Annotated in this window: 19 protein-coding genes; 12 read left to right on the top strand and 7 right to left on the bottom strand. The window is 74.7% G+C overall.

Features of this window, described 5'->3' with window-relative positions; genetic code table 11:
- The 3 genes from K7G60_RS29425 to K7G60_RS29415 all read left to right on the top strand — a co-directional run.
- A partial coding sequence (locus tag K7G60_RS29425; protein ID WP_225804002.1) for a DNA alkylation repair protein occupies window positions 1–103 on the top strand: 103 nt, incomplete at its 5' end.
- Window positions 104–151: 48 nt separating this feature from the next.
- Window positions 152–1021 (top strand): patatin-like phospholipase family protein, encoded by an 870-nt coding sequence (locus tag K7G60_RS29420; protein WP_225804000.1) that lies wholly within the window; start codon window positions 152–154, stop codon window positions 1019–1021.
- 22 nt (window positions 1022–1043) lie between these two features.
- The gene (locus K7G60_RS29415; protein WP_225803999.1) at window positions 1044–1889 is read left to right on the top strand and encodes a spermidine synthase; all 846 of its coding nucleotides are present in this window, start codon (window positions 1044–1046) and stop codon (window positions 1887–1889) included.
- On the opposite strand, the gene K7G60_RS29410 is transcribed toward K7G60_RS29415, so the two are convergent.
- Both K7G60_RS29410 and K7G60_RS29405 read right to left on the bottom strand, forming a co-directional pair.
- On the bottom strand, window positions 1851–3185 hold the full coding sequence (locus tag K7G60_RS29410) for an MFS transporter (protein ID WP_225803998.1): 1335 nt from the start codon (window positions 3183–3185) through the stop codon (window positions 1851–1853). The two genes, K7G60_RS29415 and K7G60_RS29410, sit on opposite strands and share 39 nt — an antisense overlap.
- A gap of 252 nt (window positions 3186–3437) precedes the next feature.
- Complete coding sequence (locus tag K7G60_RS29405; RefSeq protein WP_225803997.1) at window positions 3438–4556, bottom strand: hypothetical protein; 1119 nt, start codon at window positions 4554–4556, stop codon at window positions 3438–3440.
- Between the two features lie 106 nt (window positions 4557–4662).
- On the opposite strand from K7G60_RS29405, the gene K7G60_RS29400 reads away from it, so the two are divergent.
- Window positions 4663–5115, top strand: a complete 453-nt coding sequence (locus K7G60_RS29400) for a DUF4442 domain-containing protein (RefSeq protein ID WP_225803996.1) — start codon at window positions 4663–4665, stop codon at window positions 5113–5115.
- 309 nt (window positions 5116–5424) lie between these two features.
- On the top strand, window positions 5425–6069 hold the full coding sequence (locus K7G60_RS29395) for a LysE family translocator (RefSeq protein WP_225803995.1): 645 nt from the start codon (window positions 5425–5427) through the stop codon (window positions 6067–6069).
- 257 nt (window positions 6070–6326) lie between these two features.
- On the opposite strand, the gene K7G60_RS29390 is transcribed toward K7G60_RS29395, so the two are convergent.
- Complete coding sequence (locus tag K7G60_RS29390) at window positions 6327–6506, bottom strand: hypothetical protein (RefSeq protein ID WP_225803994.1); 180 nt, start codon at window positions 6504–6506, stop codon at window positions 6327–6329.
- Between the two features lie 435 nt (window positions 6507–6941).
- Between K7G60_RS29390 and K7G60_RS29385 the strand changes: the two genes are divergently transcribed.
- Window positions 6942–7595, top strand: coding sequence for a DedA family protein (locus K7G60_RS29385; RefSeq protein ID WP_225803993.1), 654 nt, complete (start codon window positions 6942–6944; stop codon window positions 7593–7595).
- 170 nt (window positions 7596–7765) lie between these two features.
- Here K7G60_RS29385 and K7G60_RS29380 read toward each other — a convergent pair whose 3' ends face one another.
- A complete protein-coding gene (locus tag K7G60_RS29380; protein WP_225803992.1) occupies window positions 7766–8293 on the bottom strand; it encodes a gamma carbonic anhydrase family protein in 528 nt (175 codons plus the stop codon).
- A 147-nt stretch (window positions 8294–8440) separates the two neighbouring features.
- Between K7G60_RS29380 and K7G60_RS29375 the strand changes: the two genes are divergently transcribed.
- Window positions 8441–9208 (top strand): acyltransferase, encoded by a 768-nt coding sequence (locus K7G60_RS29375; protein WP_225803991.1) that lies wholly within the window; start codon window positions 8441–8443, stop codon window positions 9206–9208.
- Window positions 9209–9251: 43 nt separating this feature from the next.
- On the opposite strand, the gene K7G60_RS29370 is transcribed toward K7G60_RS29375, so the two are convergent.
- On the bottom strand, window positions 9252–10115 hold the full coding sequence (locus K7G60_RS29370) for a DMT family transporter (protein WP_225803990.1): 864 nt from the start codon (window positions 10113–10115) through the stop codon (window positions 9252–9254).
- Between the two features lie 104 nt (window positions 10116–10219).
- On the opposite strand from K7G60_RS29370, the gene K7G60_RS29365 reads away from it, so the two are divergent.
- A complete protein-coding gene (locus K7G60_RS29365) occupies window positions 10220–10792 on the top strand; it encodes a helix-turn-helix domain-containing protein (RefSeq protein ID WP_225803989.1) in 573 nt (190 codons plus the stop codon).
- A 44-nt stretch (window positions 10793–10836) separates the two neighbouring features.
- Window positions 10837–11400 (top strand): YbaK/EbsC family protein, encoded by a 564-nt coding sequence (locus tag K7G60_RS29360; protein WP_225803988.1) that lies wholly within the window; start codon window positions 10837–10839, stop codon window positions 11398–11400.
- 15 nt (window positions 11401–11415) lie between these two features.
- Here K7G60_RS29360 and K7G60_RS29355 read toward each other — a convergent pair whose 3' ends face one another.
- Window positions 11416–11856 (bottom strand): CoA-binding protein, encoded by a 441-nt coding sequence (locus K7G60_RS29355; protein ID WP_225803987.1) that lies wholly within the window; start codon window positions 11854–11856, stop codon window positions 11416–11418.
- A 239-nt stretch (window positions 11857–12095) separates the two neighbouring features.
- Here K7G60_RS29355 and K7G60_RS29350 point away from each other — a divergent pair, with 239 nt between their 5' ends.
- The 3 genes from K7G60_RS29350 to K7G60_RS29340 all read left to right on the top strand — a co-directional run bounded on the left by K7G60_RS29350 (window position 12096) and on the right by K7G60_RS29340 (window position 17184).
- The gene (locus K7G60_RS29350) at window positions 12096–12722 is read left to right on the top strand and encodes a YigZ family protein (RefSeq protein ID WP_225803986.1); all 627 of its coding nucleotides are present in this window, start codon (window positions 12096–12098) and stop codon (window positions 12720–12722) included.
- A 257-nt stretch (window positions 12723–12979) separates the two neighbouring features.
- On the top strand, window positions 12980–14149 hold the full coding sequence (locus tag K7G60_RS29345) for an exonuclease SbcCD subunit D (RefSeq protein WP_225803985.1): 1170 nt from the start codon (window positions 12980–12982) through the stop codon (window positions 14147–14149).
- Window positions 14146–17184 carry an AAA family ATPase gene (locus K7G60_RS29340; RefSeq protein WP_225803984.1) on the top strand — a complete coding sequence of 1013 codons (3039 nt, stop codon included), beginning with the start codon at window positions 14146–14148 and terminating at the stop codon, window positions 17182–17184. The genes K7G60_RS29345 and K7G60_RS29340 overlap by 4 nt, the downstream gene beginning before the upstream one ends.
- Here K7G60_RS29340 and K7G60_RS29335 read toward each other — a convergent pair.
- Window positions 17174–17623 carry an Lrp/AsnC family transcriptional regulator gene (locus K7G60_RS29335; protein WP_225803983.1) on the bottom strand — a complete coding sequence of 150 codons (450 nt, stop codon included), beginning with the start codon at window positions 17621–17623 and terminating at the stop codon, window positions 17174–17176. The two genes, K7G60_RS29340 and K7G60_RS29335, sit on opposite strands and share 11 nt — an antisense overlap.
- Window positions 17624–17659: the final 36 nt, after the last annotated feature.

The following is a 17659-nucleotide window of genomic DNA, read 5'->3' as shown; positions in this document are numbered from 1 at the left end:
CGAGTACGGCAGGACGGCCCCCGCCGAGGTCCGCGCCTTCGTCACCGCCCACGGCTCCCGCCTCTCCCCGCTCTCCGTCCGCGAGGCCCTCAAGAACCTCTGACCCCACCCCGGTCGAGGCCCGGGCCAACTCCTGCGCCAGACTCGGCACATGACGCAGACGGGGAAGCGGGCGGGGAAGCGGACGGCGCTGGTCCTGGGGGCCGGCGGGCTCGTCGGAGCGGGATGGGAGGCCGGGGTGCTGCGCGGGCTCCTCGACGCCGGGATCGATCCGACCACCGCCGACCTGGTCGTCGGCAGCTCCGCGGGGGCCGTCGTCGGGGCGCGGCTCGCCTCCGGGCGGGGCGGGCTCGACGCCCTGTACGAGGAGCAGCTCGGCGGGGAGGCCGCCGAGCCCGCCGCACGTCTCGGGGTCCCGACGATCCTCCGGTACGCCGTCGCCGTCCTCCGGTCCCGGACCCCCGAGGAGTACGGGCGCAGGCTCGGCCGGCTCGCCCTCGCCACCCCCACGGTGGCCGAGGCGGACCGCCGGGCGGCCGTCGCCCGGCGGCTCGGCCGGGCCGCCGACTGGCCCGCGCGGCCGCTGCTGATCACCGCGGTCGACGCCGAGACCGGTGAACTCACCGCCTACGACGAGGACAGCGGCGTCCCGCTGACCGACGCCGTCACCGCGAGCTGCGCCGTCCCCGGCGTCTGGCCCCCGGCGACGATCGGCGGACGCCGCTGGATCGACGGCGGCATCCACTCCACGGCCAACGCCCACCTCGCCGCCGGCTACGACCGGATCGTCGTCGTCGCCCCCAGCGCCCGGGGCAACAAGGTCGTGCTCTCCCCGGCCCGGCAGGGCGCCGACCTCGCGGCCGCCGGGGCGCGCGTCGAGGTGATCACCCCCGACGGGGCCTCCCGCAAGGCGATCGGGCGCAACGCGCTGGACCCCGCGCACCGGGCCGCCGCGGCCCGCGCCGGACGCGCCCAGGCCGCCTCCCACGCCGAGGCCGTCGCCGCCGTCTGGGCCGGGTGACGAACGGGGTGACAATGAGGGCGTGAACGAGCACATCCCCGTCATCCGCGAGGTCGACCAGGGCACCGCGCGCCTCATGCCCGACGTGGACCGGGAGCGGGCCTGGCTCCTGACGGTCGACGGCGCGCCCCAGTCGTACGTCGACCTGGACGATCCGGCGTACCTGGAGTTCGAGTACGCGCGGCGCCTCGCCCACGTCGTCGACGGCGCCGCCGGGCCCGGCACGCCCCTCGACGTCCTCCACCTGGGCGGCGGGGCGCTCTCGCTGCCCCGGTACGTCGCCGTCACCCGGCCCGGCTCGCGGCAGGACGTCGTCGAGGCCGACCGGGGGCTGCTCGCCCTGGTCGAGGAGCACCTGCCGCTGCCCGAGGGCTCGGGGACCACCGTGCACGCGGCGGACGCCCGAGCCTGGCTGGAGGCGGCCCCGGACGCCTCGGCCGATCTGATCGTGGGCGACGTCTTCGGCGGCTCCCGCGTGCCCGCGCACCTCACCTCCGTCGAGTACGCGCGCGAGGTACGGCGCGTCCTGCGGCCCGGCGGTCTCTACGCCGCCAACCTGGCCGACGGCGCGCCCTTCCCCTTCCTCCGCTCCCAGCTCGCCACCTTCGCCGCCGTCTTCCCCGAGCTGGCGCTCGTCGCGGAGCCCGCCGTGCTGCGCGGCCGCCGCTTCGGGAACGCGGTGCTCGTCGCCTCCGGGCGGGAGATCGACACCGCCCACCTCGCGCGGCGTGCGGCGGCCGACGCCTTCCCCGCGCGCGTGGAGCACGGGGAGGCGCTGGACCGGTTCACCGGCGGCGCGCGGCCGGTCCTCGACGCCGGGGCCGTCCCCTCACCCGTTCCCCCGGAGGGCGCCTTCGGCATCGGCTGAGGGGCCGGGGGCCGCGGCGGTGCCCGGTGCGCCCGCGACCTCCTTCGTGTGCGGGCGGCGCGTCAGGTTCCGTACGTCCGGCACGAACAGGACCAGCGCGGTGACCAGCACCATCAGCGCCGCCGCGCCCCACAGCGCCTCGCTCCGGCCGAACGCGCTCTCGGCCGGGCCCGCGAGGGCCGTGGACAGCGGCAGCAGCGCCGTCGAGCCGAACCAGTCGTACGCCGAGACCCGGGACAGCTTCTCCTCCGGGATCTCCTGGTGCATGGTCGTCATCCACGAGACGCCGAAGACCTCGATCGCCACCCCGCTGACGAACATCGCCGCCGTCAGGCCGGCCGCGTCAAGCGGCACGGCGAGCGCGGCGGAGGGCAGCGCGATCGGGAAGACGCACAGGGTCCCGACGAAGAGCATCCGGCGCGGTTTCCAGCGGGTCATCAGGACGGCGCCCGCGACCGTCCCCGCCCCGTACGCGGCGAGCGCGATGCCCCAGGGGCGCGAGCCGCCCAACTCGTCCCGGGCGACCAGCGGTCCGTACACCGACTCGACCGCACCGATCAGGCCCACCACCACCGAGAACTGCGCGACGATCGACCACAGCCAGGGCCGGCCGACGAACTCCCGCCAGCCCTCCCGCAGATCCGCGAAGAGCCCGCCGCCGGGCGCGCGGTCCGGGATGCCGCTCACGTCGAGGAAGGCGCGCAGGCCGCCCGCGACGGCGAAGGCGACCGCGTCGATCGCGAGGACCCAGCCCGGTCCGACGAAGGCGACGAGTGCGCCGCCGAGCGCCGCACCGCCGATGGCGGCGCCGTGCATCGCCATCCGGAAGACGGCGAAGGCACGGCTCGCCTGCTCCCCGCTGACGCTGGACATGAGCATGCCCTCGGCCGCCGGGTTGAAGAAGGCCTGGCCGGTGCCGCAGAGCGCCGTCAGCACCATCATCTGCCAGATGCGGGCCTCGCCGGAGAGCACGAGGAGGGCGAAGACGGCCTGCGAGGCGCAGTTGAGGGCGTTGGCCGCGACCATCACCCGGTGCCGGGGCACCCGGTCCGCCACCGCGCCGCCGACGAGCAGGAAGAGGACCAGCGGCACGAACCGCGCCATGGCCACCAGACCCACGTCGCCGGCGTCGCCCCCGGCGTCGAAGACCGCCCAGGTCGTGGCGATCAGCGCGCCGTGCGTGCCGAGGTTGGTCACGATGGTCGCGGCGGTGAGCAGGAGGTAGTTGCGGCCGGCCCACTCGGGGCGGCGGGAGCGGGGCGGTGCCTGGCGGGGGGAGGCGGCGGGTGTGGTCACCCCGGGACTATCCCCGGCTCCTGCCCGTACTGCCAACCTGATATGTCCGGACGGTCCGTCACCCCGCGGGAATCCGGCCACCGGGCCGCCCGTGGGCCGGAAGCCGGCCACCGGGCCGCCCGTGGGCCGGAAGCCGGCCACCGGGCCGCCCGTGGGCCGGAAGCCGGCCACCGGGCCGCCTATGGGCCCGGAAGACGGCCACCGGGACCGGAGCGGCCGGTCCCGGTGGCCGGAGGAGCGAGGACGCCGGGGTCAGGACCCGGAGGGGGCGAGCCGGACCGTGGAGAGGATCTGCCGGATCGTCGCGTCGGGCAGCTCGTCCTTGACGCCGTCGGCCCCGTAGAGCACCCAGGTCGAGAAGTCGCCGGCGGCGTTCTTGAAGGAGAAGGCGATGGACTTGCCGTCCGTCTCGCACTTGTTCCGCTTCTTGACGCCCGGCGCCGTGGCGGTTGCCAGGCTGCCGGTGAGGCCGGACTTCGTGGTGTACGGCACGGACTTGGTGATCTTGATGGTGCTCTGCGGCATGTGCTGCGCGTAGCCGCCCCACACCCAGGTGCCGGCCTCGCTGCGGGCGAGGCCGGCGGTGTCCTTGGCGCCCTGGCCGCCCTTGGTGCCCGCGGTGGACAGGCCCCAGGTCTCGTCGGTGCCGTTCTTGTCGACGTCGTACGTGCACCACTTGCTCTTGAGGCTCGTGGGGCTGGACATCGTGACCAGCGGAACGCCACCGCCCTTCTTCTCGTCCTCGAAGTAGGTGATCGAGCCCGGCTTGTGCACCTCCCACTCCGGCGGCACGTCGAAGAGTGTGCCGTACTTCGGGTTGTAGACGACCTTCCAGCCGGGGATCGTCGGCTGCTGCGCCGCGCCGTCGCGCGGGTTGGCGATCCCGGACGACTGGCTCGGGTCGGGCGCCGGGGCGGACGAGGCGTCTGTGGCGGAGACGGACGGCTTGGGATCGGCGGCGGTGTCCTTCTCGCCGTCGTCCTTGCCGAGCACCAGGAATCCGGTGACTCCGGCCGCGACGACCACGGCGGTGGCGGCGACGATCGCCACGAGCGTCGTCTGCTTCTTCTTCCCGCCGTCGGGCCCGCCGGGCTGTCCGGGGCCGGGCACCGCGTACTGCTGCGGCACGGTCGGCTGCTGGTACGGGTTGGGGTAACCCGGCTGCTGCCCGTACCCCTGCTGCGGGTAGCCCGGCTGGGCCGGGGGCTGCTGCGGGTAGCCGGGCTGCGTCGGCGGCTGCTGCGGATACCCGGGCTGGGTCGGCGGCTGCTGATACGGGTTCGGCTGCTGGTACCCCGACTGCTGGTAGGGGTTCTGACTCTGGTCCTGCGGGTTCTGCTCGCCCCCGGGCGGCTGCTGTCCTGGCCACATGGCCAGTAACCATAGAGGTGCGGGGGCCGCTCGACCACGTCCGCCCCCGTGCGGGGCTCGGGCAGGGGATGGCCAAGGCTGCTACTGATGGGTAACATCCCGGTCCATGAGCGCAGACCAGATGTCCGTCGGCGAGATGCTCGCCGCCACGGTCCCCATGGCCGGAACCCTGAACCTGGAGTTCCTGGAGACCACCGCCGAGCGCGCCGTCGTGCGCCTCCCGGACCAGCCCGCCTACCACAACCACGTCGGCGGCCCGCACGCCGGAGCGATGTTCACCCTCGCCGAGTCCGCCAGCGGCGCCATCGTGCTCGCCGCCTTCGGCGACCAGCTGGGCCGCGCGGTCCCGCTCGCCGTCAGGGCCGAGATCGGCTACAAGAAGCTGGCCATGGGCGTCGTCACGGCCACCGCCACCCTCGGCCGCCCCGCCGCCGAGGTCGTCGCCGAGCTCGACGCCGGACAGCGGCCGGAGTTCCCGGTGCGGATCGACATCACCCGTGCGGACGGCGCCGTGACCGGCGAGATGACCGTCGTGTGGACGCTTCGACCCAACGGATGAGCCTCTGACTCGCTCGGACCTTCCCGCGTCCGGCCGCACCGAGGCGAAGGCGTGACGCGGGGTGTGGAAGCCGTCGTCCGGGCCGCGGCACGCCTCGTGTTCCGCCGGACCCCCGGAAATCGCCGGCGTGTTCACGGGGCGGTCGTCGATGCCGTCGGCCGGCTGGAACGAGGGCGCGCGGAGGCGCCGAACGGCAGGGCCGTATCCTGAGCGGGCGACACGGGCACTCAGGCACTGCCGACACGTCGCAGCCGCCGGGCGCCGCCCACGCCGGGTGCCAAGTGCCCGGCAGACGATCGGGAGTCGACAGTGATCAGTCTGGCCGCAGTGGGGGGAGTGGCCCTGGTCGAATTGGGCATGGCCCTGACTCCGGGACCGAACATGATCCATCTCGCCTCCCGCGCGATCACGCAGGGCCGCAGGGCGGGCCTGGTCAGCCTGAGCGGGACCGCCGTGGGGTTCCTGTGCTACCTGCTGGCCGCGGCCGCCGGCCTGTCCGCGTTGTTCGCCGCCGTGCCGCTGGCGTTCACGGTGGTCAAGCTCGCCGGGGCCGCCTACCTGGCCTATCTGGCCTGGACCATGCTCAAACCCGGTGGCCGCTCACCCTTCGCTCCGGCCCAGGACCTGCCTCCCGTCTCCGACGCCCGCCTGTTCTCGATGGGCCTCCTGACCAACCTGCTCAACCCCAAGATCGCCCTCATGTACGCCGCTCTTCTGCCCCAGTTCATGGATTCGCAGGCGGGTCCGGCCTGGGCGCAACTGCTGCAGCTCGGTAGTGTGCAGATCATCGTGGGGATCTCCGTGAACGCTCTCGTCATGCTGGGCGCGGCACGGGTGTCGGGGTTCCTGGCCGCCCGGCCCCGCGTGATGACCGCTCAGCGGTTCGCGGCAGGCGGTCTGCTCGGTGTCTTCGCGCTGCGCACGGCCCTGTCCCGTACGCCTGTCTCGGCCTGAGCCGTGCACGTGCATCCGTGAGACCGGTGCGACCCTGCGGACGAGGCCGAGCGTGACGGCGTTTTCCACCCGCCCCGCCCGACGGCTCTCAGGCCTCGCCGACCTTTCAGGCAGGTGAGCGACGCCCCCTGTGCCTTCGGGCGAGGGCGTCGAGGCCGGTGGGGCGCTGATGGTGCCGGTTTCAGGCGCGTGCCGTCGGCGCGGCCTCCCGCCGCCCCGTCGGGGCCCCGGCCCGGGTGGGGCTTTCCGGACAGGACCTAGGCCGCGAGCTCCTGCTCGGCGCCCGTCGCCTCGGCCCACGCGGCCACGAGTACCTGATAGATCCGCTGCTCGTCGGCCGTCAGCGAGCGGCGCTGTTCGCCGGCACGGGCCCACAGGGTGCGGATGGCATCGTTCAGGGCTTCGGGGCTGGGGGTCTCTCTGTGCGAATCGAGCATGAGTCAAGGCTACGGCCCGGGTCTGACAAGGACCCCGCTTCGGTGACGTGGGCTCCACCACGTCACCGAAGCGGGGTCCTTGCGAGCAGCGCGTGGCCTCATAGATGCCATATGCCACTTTGCCGTCCGGAAACGCCAGGCCCGCCCTGCCGTAAGGGGCGCCGCGAAGCAGGCGGGCCGGCGTGGAGACGGGCATCGCGGACTCGTGGCCCGAGGCCCCGCTGGGCGCTGAGGAGCGTCGACGCCACGCCGGACGCCCGGTCTCCGGCCGTCGCGCGACGCCCTCGCAACCCTCCGGGGTGCGGGGGCGTCCGTATGGGGGGCGGTGCTCGTCGGAGGGCCTCGCCCCCTCGGCCGGGTAGGCTTCCACGGCGTGCCCGTCGAGGTGTGTCCGGGCAATCGAGCAGCTGAGCAGCCGACACGGGAGGAAGCGCGTTGCACGTCCAGGAGTGGCTGGAGACGATCCCCGCGGTCGCCGTCTACGTCCTTGTGGGGGTGGTGATCGGGCTGGAGAGCCTCGGCATCCCGCTCCCGGGCGAGATCGTGCTCGTGAGCTCGGCGCTGCTCGCCTCGCAGCACGGCGACATCAATCCGTACGTCCTCGGCGCCTGCGCCACCGTCGGCGCGATCGTCGGCGACTCGATCGGATACGCGATCGGCCGCAAGGGCGGACGGCCGCTGCTCGCCTGGCTGGGCAGGAAGTTCCCCAAGCACTTCAGCGAGGCCAACATCGGGCTCGCCGAGAGCTCCTTCCAGAAGTGGGGCATGTGGGCGGTCTTCTTCGGCCGCTTCATCGCCCTCCTCCGCATCTTCGCGGGGCCGCTGGCGGGCGTGCTGCACATGCCGTACTGGAAGTTCCTCGTCGCCAACGTCCTCGGCGGCATCGTGTGGGCCGGCGGCACGACGGCCGTCGTCTACTCGGTCGGCATCGTCGCCGAGGCCTGGCTCAAGCGCTTCTCCTGGCTGGGCCTCGTCCTCGCCGTGCTGATCGGCATCGCCTCGATGCTGGTCGTCAGGAACCGCGCCAGGAAGGCGGCGGCGCAGCGGAGCGGGACCGCGGAGCCGGAGCCGGTCCCCGCGACGGACTGAGCGCGGACCGCACGCGTACGGAGCGGAGGGCGGCACCCCGACCGGGTGCCGCCCTCCGTCGTGCGGCGAGGGCGGCGTCCCCGCGATGCGGCGGGGGCGGCGCTCCCGTGGTGGGCGAGGGCGAGGGCGGCGCTCCCGTCGCGCGGTGCCGCCCTCCACCGTGCCGGGCCTCAGTCCCGGAAGGCCTCCGCGTGGACCTTGGCGAGGTGCAGGTACATCTCGGCGTTCAGCCGGATCCCCGCCTTCTCCTCGTCGGTCAGCGGGCGGCGTACCTTCGCCGGGACCCCCGCGACCAGCGAGCCCGGCGGGATCTCCATTCCCTGCGGGACGAGCGCCTGGGCGGCGACGAGCGAGCCGGCGCCGATCCGGGCCCCGTTGAGGACGGTGGCGCCCATGCCGACGAGCACGTCGTCCTCGATCACGCAGCCGTGCACGGTCGCGTTGTGGCCGACGGTCACCCGGTCCCCGATCGAGACGGGGAAACCGGGATCGACGTGGACCGTGCAGTTGTCCTGGACGTTGGAGTCCTCGCCGATCGAGATCGGGCCGCAGTCCGCCCGCAGCACCGCGTGGTACCAGATGCCGGCGCGGGCGCCGAGCGTGACCTCGCCGAGCACCACGGAGGTCGGGGCGGTGAAGGCGGTCGCATCGATCCGCGGCTCCTTGCCGCCCACTCCCTTGATCAACGCCTCTGTCATGGTTCGCTCCTGATCGTCGGATCCTGGGATCGTCAGCCGTCGTGTCACGCCCGGGGGCACCCCCGGGCGCAGCCTATGCCGTGCTCATGACGGACATCACAGCGCACCGCACTGATCAGGTACGACGGCTCCGACTACGGTGGCCGGGTGCCCAGGAACAGAAACACGTTCTCATCCCTCGCCGCCTGGCGGCGCAGGGTCCTCGCCCGTGCCGTACAGGGTGGCTGGCGCTGGGTGCAGCAGGCCGGCTCCGTCACCGCCGAGCACCCGGGGAAGCTGCGGTTCCGCCGCCTCGGCGCGGGCACCCGGCTCGCCTTCCCGCAGGGCACGGTCTTCGGCGAGCCGTGGATCGAGATCGGCGAGTGCTGCATCATCGCCGAGCAGGTCACGCTGACGGCGGGGATGCTGCCGGACCTCGACCTCGGGCCCGACACGGTCCTGACCCTGGGGGACGGGGTCGTCCTCGGGAGGGGCAGCCACGTCATCGCCGACGCGAAGGTGACGATCGGCTCGGACACGTACTGCGGCCCGTACGTCTACATCACCTCGACCAACCACAGTTACGACGATCCCGACGAGCCCGTCGGCCGCCAGTGGCCCCGCTCGGAACCCGTCTCCATCGGTCCCGGCTGCTGGCTCGGCACGGGCGCGGTGGTCCTTCCCGGCGCGCGCCTCGGCCGCAACGTCGTCGTCGCGGCGGGCGCGGTGGTGCGCGGCGAGGTCCCGGACCACTCGGTCGTGGCGGGAGCCCCGGCGAAGGTCGTCCGCAGCTGGGACCCGGAGAACGGCTGGCAGCCCCCGCTCCGCACCCCCGCCCCGACCCCGATCCCGGAGCACGTCACCCCGGAGCAGCTCGCTGCGCTGGCGGTCTGGGAGGCGCAGCGCGCGGGCAGCTCCGAGTCCGTGCCGTCGTGATCCGGCCCGGCCCGGCGGGCGTGCGAAGCCGGCGACGCCGCTTCTAGCCCGTCGCCAGGAGGACCGTGCCCACCAGGGCGAGGCCCGCGCCCGCCGCCTGGACGGCGCGGAGGCGTTCCTTGAGGACGCCGCGGGCCGCGAGGGCCGTGACGACCGGGTAGAGGCTGGCGAGGACGGCGGCGACGGTGACCGGGCCCTGCTGCGCGGCCATCGCGTACGTGCCGTTGGCGGCGACGTCCGCGAGGCCCACGAAGGCGAGGGCCGGGAGCGCGGCGCCGACGACCCGGGTCCCGCCCTCGGGCAGCGCGCGGCCGCCGCGGCGCACCGAGGCGTACAGCGCTCCGCCGCCGACCAGGACGTTGGTGACGCGCTGGACGAAGAGGGCGAGGAACAGGCCCGTGACGGTCGTGGACGCCTCGGCGATGAGCGCCATCACCGAGCCGAAGCCGAAGGCGGCCACCAGGGTCAGCAGGACCGCCTGGCGCTGGACGGGCGCCCCGCGCAGCTCCGGACCGCCCGCGAGCACCACGCCGAGGATCGCCACCCCGATCCCGGCGAACTGGAGCAGTCCCGGCCGGTCGCCGACGAGCAGGCCGACGGAGACGGGGACGACGACGCCGAGGGAGCCGAGCGGGGAGACCACGCCCATGGGGCCGAGCGCGAGCGCCTTGTAGAACGCGAGCATGGCCGCCGGTCCGACGACGCCCGCCCCGACCGCGTACCAGAGCTGGGGGCCCGCCTCGGTCCAGGCGCCGGTCGCGAGGACGATCGCGCCCAGGACGAGGACCGCGAGGACCTGGGAGACCACGACGACGGTGAGGGCGGGGATCCGGCGGGTGAGGAGTCCGCCCCCGAAGTCGGCGAGGCCCCAGAGAAGGCTGGTGGCCAGGGCGAACAGGGCGGTCATGGATCCTCGCAAGGGCGTGCGGCAGTACAGTGCAGTGAACAATCGGGTGCACCCCACCGTAGTTCAGTTCGTTGAACTCTGTCATCCAGAATATTGGACGGAACGTGTCGGACCTCGACCAGCTCACGCAGTCGCTCGCCCGGAACCTGAAGCGCTGGCGCAAGGAGCGGGGACTCACCCTGGACGCGCTCGCCGCACGCGCGGGCGTCAGCCGCGGCATGATCATCCAGATCGAGCAGGCCCGGACCAACCCCAGCGTCGGCACCACCGTGAAGCTGGCCGACGCCCTCGGCGTCTCCATCACGACGCTCCTCGACTACGAGCAGGGCCCCCAGGTCCGGCTCGTCCCGCCCGGCCAGGCCGTCCGGATGTGGTCCACCTCCACCGGCAGCCACACCACCCTCCTGGTCGGCACGGAGGCCCGAGGCCCGCTGGAGCTCTGGTCCTGGACCCTCATGCCGGGCGACGGCACCGCCTCCGACCCGCATCCCGAGGGCACGATCGAGCTGCTGCACGTCACCGCCGGCACGCTCACCCTGGTCGTGGACGGCGAGGACCACCCGCTGCCCGCCGGCACCTCCGCCGTCTTCGAGGCCAACGTCGCGCACGCCTACCGCAACGACGGCGACGAGCCGGCCGAGATGACGATGGCCGTCTCCATCCCGCCCGTACGCTGAGACGGACGTCCCTGATCCGGGCGGCGGTTGTTAGCGTGAGGCGCATGCGCGCACCCATCGGAGACTTCGACGACGCCCGGCCCGCCCCCGACTGCCTCGACCTCCTGACGGCTCCCGTGGCCGCCGCCGTCCGGGCCTGGACGGGGCCCGTCACGGCCGACCAGGTGCTCTACGTGGACACCGACCCGGCCATCGCCGACACGGCCGTCTTCGTGGAGCACCACGGGCCCGAACTCCTCGACGCCTCCGCCAACTGCGTGGTCGTCGCGGGCAGGCGAGGGGAGACGACCACCCTCGCCGCGTGCCTCGTGAAGTCGGCGACCCGCGTCGACGTCAACGGCCTCGTCCGCAAGCACCTCGGCGCCCGAAAGGCCTCGTTCGCGCCGATGGACGCCGCGACCGGCGAGACCGGCATGGAATACGGCGGGATCACCCCGCTCGGCCTCCCCGCCGACTGGCCCCTCCTCGTCGACGCCGCCGTCGTCGACACCGAGTGGGTCCTCGTCGGCAGCGGCCGCCGCCGCGGCAAGCTCATCGTCCCCGGCAAGGCCTTCGCCCAACTCCCCGGCGCCGTCGTCCTGGAGGGCCTCGGCGTCCCCGTCGGCTGAGGACGCGGCCGGGGCTCAGCCCAGGCGCGGTATCTCGATGGCGGGGCAGCGGTCCATGACCATGTCGAGGCCCGCCTCGCGGGTGCGGGCGAACGCGTCGTCGTCGATGACGTCCAGCTGGAACCAGACCGCCTTGGCACCGATCGCGACGGCCTCGTCGGCGACGGCGCCCGCCAGCTCGCTGTTCACGAAGACGTCCACGACGTCGACAGGGAACGGGATGTCGGCCAGGGAGGCGTAACCCCGCTCGCCGTGGACCGTCTCCGCCTTCGGGTGCACCGGGACGATCCGCTTGCCGAAACGCTGGAGGACGGCCGCCACGCCGTACGCGGCACGGGACCGGTTCGACGAGAGGCCGACGACCGCCCAGGTGTCGCCCGTGGACGTCAGGATCCGCCGCACCGTCTCCGACGCGGAGTACGCGGCGGAGTCCGTGGTCGTGGTGTCTACGCTCATCGCTTCTGCTGCCTCTCGTCGGTGCGGTCCGTCTGTGGGGGGAACGAGCCCCGTCGGTCCGTGATTCCCGGCCACGGACCCCGGCGGCCCCGAGATCTTCCCCAGGGGCCGGTCCGGCACCCCGCCCCGCCGCTGCCGGGGAGCGCGGGGCCGGGCGGGACGCGGCGCGCCGGGAAGGCGCCGGAGCGGCCGGAAGGGCGCCGGAGCGGGCCGGGCCGGACGGACCGTAGGCTGGTCGGATGCAGGAGCAGTACCGCACGCTGGCCCGCGAGGGTGTGCACGAGACCGAGATCAACCGCTCGCGCTTCCTCTGCGCGCTCGCGCCCGTCGCCGACGAGCGCGAGGCGCAGGAGTTCGTCGCGCGGATCCGCAGGGAGCACCCGACCGCCACCCACAACTGCTTCGCGTACGTCCTCGGCGCCGACGCCTCCGTACAGAAGGCGAGCGACGACGGCGAGCCCGGCGGCACGGCGGGCGTCCCCATGCTGCAGATGCTGCTGCGCCGCGAGATGCGGTACGTCGCCGCCGTCGTCACCCGCTACTACGGCGGCGTGAAACTGGGCGCGGGCGGTCTGATCCGCGCGTACGGCGGGGTGGTCGGCGAGGCGCTCGACGCCCTCGGCACCGTCGACCGCCGGCGCTTCCGGCTCGCCACCGTCACCGTCGACCACCAGCGCGCGGGCAAGCTGGAGAACGACCTGCGGGCCACCGGCCGCGCCGTCCGCGAGGTGCGGTACGCCGACGCCGTCACGATCGAGATCGGCCTTCCGGACGCGGACGTGCCCGCCTTCCGCGGCTGGCTCGCCGACGCCACGGCCGGCACGGCCTCCTTCGAGCTCGGCGGCGAGGCGTACGGCGACGCGTGAGACGTCGCGCGTGAGATGTCGCGCGTGAGACGCCACACGTGACGCGCCTCACGTGACACACCTCGCGTGAGACGCCCGGCCTGACGGTTCGTCAGTGACGCCCCGTGCACGGCGCGGTGCGGCCGTCCACCGGAGCCCGCCCGGCCGCACGCGTCCCGGTGGACGGCCACGCCCACACGCCGGCTCGGGATAGCGTGGTGCGCGCACGAACGGGAAACACGGCGAGGGGCAGGGCACATGCGGGGTGGGGCGGCATCGTGAGGCTCCTGCACACCTCGGACTGGCATCTCGGCCGGTCCTTCCACCGCGTCGGCCTCCTCGACGCCCAGGCCGCCTTCCTCGACCACCTCGTGGACACCGTCCACGCGCACGACGTGGACGCCGTCCTCGTCGCCGGGGACGTCTACGACCGGGCCGTGCCCCCGCTGCCCGCCGTCGAGCTCTTCGACACCGCGCTGCACCGCCTCGCCGAGGCCGGGGTGCCCACCGTCATGATCTCGGGCAACCACGACTCCGCCCGGCGGCTCGGCGTCGGCGCCCGGCTCATCGAGCGGGCCGGCATCCACCTCCGTACCGACCCCGACGGCATCGGCACCCCCGTCGTCCTCTCCGACGCGCACGGCGAGGTCGCCCTCTACGGGCTGCCCTACCTCGAACCCGCGCTCGTCCGCGAGCGGCTCGGCGCCGAGAAGGGCGGCCACGAGGCCGTCCTCACAGCCGCCATGGACCGGGTCCGCGCCGACCTCGCCCGCCGTCCCGCCGGCACCCGCTCCGTCGTCCTCGCCCACGCCTTCGTCGCGGGCGGCGCGCCGAGCGACAGCGAGCGGGACATCACCGTCGGCGGCGTCGCCGCCGTCCCCGCCGGGATCTTCGACGGCGTCGACTACGTCGCCCTCGGCCACCTCCACGGCAGCCAGACCCTCACCCCGCGCGTCCGCTACTCCGGTTCCCCCCTCGCCTACTCGTTCTCCGAGGCCGACCACCGCAAGACCATGTGGCTGATCGACCTGGGCGAGGACGGAGCGATCACCGGCGACGTACGCCTCGACTGCCCCGTCCCGCGCCCCCTCGCCCGCATCCGGGGCCGGCTCGACGACCTCCTCGCCGACCCCGCGCTCACCCCGCACGAGCAGTCCTGGGTCGAGGCCACCCTCACCGACCCCGTGCGGCCCGCCGAGCCCATGGCCCGGCTCGCCGGACGCTTCCCGCACACCCTCAACCTGGTCTTCGACCCCGAGCGGACCCCGGACGACGCCGGTGTCTCCTACGCCCAGCGGCTCAGGGACCGCAGCGACCAGCAGATCGCGGAGGACTTCGTGGCCCATGTGCGCGGCGGCGCCACCCTCGACGGCGCCGAACGGGCGGTCCTGTACGGCGCCTTCGACGACGTCCGCGTCGACACGGCCGAGCGCGAGGTGGGCCGGTGAGGCTGCACCGCCTGGAGATCACCGCCTTCGGCCCGTTCGGCACCACGCAGCGGATCGACTTCGACGCCCTGTCCTCCGCCGGGCTCTTCCTCCTCCACGGGCCGACCGGCGCCGGCAAGACCTCCGTCCTCGACGCCGTCTGCTTCGCCCTGTACGGGAGCGTGCCCGGCGTCCGCCAGACCCCCGGCGCCTCCCTGCGCAGCGACCACGCCCCCGTCGGCACGTACACCGAGGTCCTCCTCGAACTGACCGTGGGGGACCGGCGCCTGGAGATCACCCGCCGTCCGGCCCAGCAGCGGCCCAAGAAGCGCGGTGGCGGCTTCACCACCGAGAAGGCCCAGACCTGGCTCCGCCAGTACGACCCGGCCACCGGCGAGTGGGCCGGACTCAGCCGCTCCCACCAGGAGATCGGGGAGGAGATCACCCAGCTCGTCGGCATGAGCCGCGAGCAGTTCTGTCAGGTCGTCCTCCTCCCGCAGGGCGACTTCGCCCGCTTCCTGCGCGCCGACGCCGAGGCCCGGGGCAAGCTCCTCGGCCGCCTCTTCGACACCCGCCGCTTCGCCGCCGTCGAGGAACGACTCGCCGAACTGCGCCGCACCGTCCAGCAGCAGGTCGAGGACGGGGACGCGCGGCTGCTCGCCCTCGCCCACCGCATGACCCAGGCCGCCGACGGCCTCGACGCCGCCCGCGCGCCCGTCGAGGGCCGGCCCGGCGACCCCGGGCTCGCCGACTCCGTCCTCACCTGGGCCGCCGTCGCCCGCACCGAGGCGCGTGAAGCCCTCGACATCGCGGGCGTGCGCCTCGCCGCGGCCGAGGAAGCCCGGGCCGCCGCGCGCGCCGCCCTCGACGCGGAGAACGACCTCGCCGCCCGGCAGGCCCGGCACGCCGACGCCCTCCGGCGCCGCGAACGGCTCACCGCGCAGGCCCCCGAGCGCGACCGCCTCCAGGGCGTCCTCGACCGGAGCCTCAAGGCCGACCGGGTGGCCCCCGCGCTCGGCCTGCGCCGCGACGCCGAGCGCGAGCACGCCGTCGCGCACGACGCCCGGGAGCGTGCCCGCGCCCTGCTGCCCCCCGACCTCGCCGAGGCCGGCGCCGAGCACCTCTCCGCCCTCGAGCACCGGCTGCGCGAGGAACTCGGCGGGCTCGACGCGGCCCGCCGCGCCGAGCGCCGCGCGGCCGCCGTCGCCGAGGAACGCGCCACACTCGCCCGGGAGGCACGTGCCGACGAGGACGCGCTCCGGGACGCGGCCGACTGGCTCGCCGGCTGGGAACCGCGCCGCACGGCCCTCACCGAACGCGTCGAGGCCGCCCGCGACGCCGCCGCCCGCGCCGAACACCTCGCGGGCCGGCTGGAGCCCGCGCGCCGCAGGCTCGCCGCGGCCCGCCGCCGCGACTCCCTCGCCCAGGACACCCGGGCGGCCGAGGCCCGCCTCGCGGAGGCCCGCGAGCGGCGCAACGCGGCCCATGAGAGCTGGCTCGACGTCAAGTCCCGCCGCCTGGAGGGCATCGCCGCCGAACTCGCCGTCACCCTCACCCCGGGCGACCCCTGCCAGGTCTGCGGCTCCACCGCCCACCCGGCCCCCGCCCGCACCACCGCCGGCCACGTCGACCGCGCCGCGGAGGACGCCGCCTACGCGGCCTACACCCGCGCCGAGGAGGCCCGCACGGCCGCCGAACGCGAACTCGCCGTCACCCGCGAGTCCTGGTCCGCGGCGCGTACGGAGGTCCTGGCGGGCGCCGAAGCCGGCGCGTCCGAGCCCATGGTGGGCGAACTGGCCTTCGAAGTCGACGAGTTGGCCCGGCTGCACGTCGAGGCGCACGCGCTCGCCGGTCAGACGCACGGCGCGCGGGAGGCGCTCGCACGGGCCGAGCGGGAGTACGAGGAGCGGGTGGCCGCGCAGCGCGAGACCGAGCGGCGGGTCGCCGCGCGGACCTCGCGACGGGAGGCCCTGGAGCGGGAGCAGTCCGCGCTCGACGAGGAACTCGCCCGGGGGCGCGGCGCGTTCGCCAGCGTGGCCGAACACGCCACCCGCCTGGAGCGGCGGATCGCCCTCCTGGTCGACGCCGCCGGAGCCGTACGCACCGCCGAACTCGCCGCCCAGCGCCTCAAGGAGGCCGACGACCGGCTCGCCGACGCCGCCTACCGGGCGGGCTTCGCCACTCCGGCCGAGGCCGCGGACGCCCTCCTCGGCGAGGGCGAGCGCCGCGGCCTCCAGCAGCGCGTGGACGCCTGGCAGGCGGAGGCCGCCGCCGTCGCGGACCGGCTCGCCGAGCCCGGCACCGCCGAGGCAGCCGCCCGGCCGCCCGCCGACCCCGCCGGCGCGGCGGCCGCGCACACGGCGGCCGAACGCGCCCTCCGCGAGGCCGACTCGGCCCTGGCCGCCGCCCGGGAGCGGGCCGCCGGGCTCGCCGGACTCTCCCGGCAGGCCGTCACCGAGGTCCGCCGCCTGGGCCCGCTGCGCGAGGAGTACGACCGGGTGGCCCGGCTCGCCGCCCTCACCGCCGGCACCTCCGCGGAGAACGAGCGCCGGATGCGCCTGGAGTCGTACGTGCTCGCCGCCCGGCTCGAACAGGTCGCGGCGGCCGCGAGCGCCCGCCTCCAGCGCATGTCCTCGGGCCGCTACACCCTCGTCCACTCCGACGCGCGCTCCGGCGGCAGGCGCTCCGGTCTCGGACTGCACGTCATCGACGCCTGGACCGGCAACGAACGCGACACCGCCACGCTCTCCGGCGGCGAGACCTTCTTCGCCTCGCTCGCGCTCGCGCTCGGCCTCGCCGACGTCGTCACGGACGAGGCCGGCGGCGTCAGGCTCGACACCCTCTTCATCGACGAGGGCTTCGGCAGCCTCGACGAGCAGACGCTCGACGAGGTCCTCGACGTCCTCGACTCCCTGCGCGAGCGGGACCGCAGCGTCGGCATCGTCAGTCACGTCGGCGACCTGCGCCGCCGGATCCCGGTCCAGCTGGAGGTCGTCAAGGCGCGGCAGGGCTCGGCGGTGCGGCTGCGGACCGGCGGGGACGCGCTCAGCGGCTGAGGGAGCGCCGGGGCAGCGGAGACGAGTAGACGACGCTGGTGGTCACCGCGCCGAGCGTGGCGATCTTCCCGCTGATCGCCTCCAGGTGCCGCATGGACCGGGCGGCGACCTTGAGGACGAAGCAGTCGTCGCCGGTGACGTGGTGGGCCTCGAGGACCTCGGGCGTGGTGTCGAGCAGGTCGTGGAACGGCTTGTAGTTGCCGTGCGGGTAGCGCAGCCGTACGAAGGCGAGGATGGGCAGGCCCAGGCGGTCCTGGTCGACGATCGCCGTGTACCCGGTGATCACCCCGGCGTCCTCCAGGCGGCGCACCCGTTCGGTCACCGCGGACGGCGACATCGACACGGCACGGGCGAGCTCGGCGAAGCTGGCGCGGCCCTCGGCCTGGAGCGCTTCGAGGATGCGCCAGTCGGTGGCGTCCGGAGTGTAGGCGGTGCTCATGGAGGAGAGCGTGCAGGGGAATCCCCGGTCGATCAA

Source organism: Streptomyces sp. NK15101, assembly GCF_020400725.1.
Taxonomy (GTDB): domain Bacteria; phylum Actinomycetota; class Actinomycetes; order Streptomycetales; family Streptomycetaceae; genus Streptomyces.
The sequence above is the reverse complement of the archived record's forward strand: the minus strand, read 5'-3'. Positions and strand labels throughout refer to the sequence as shown.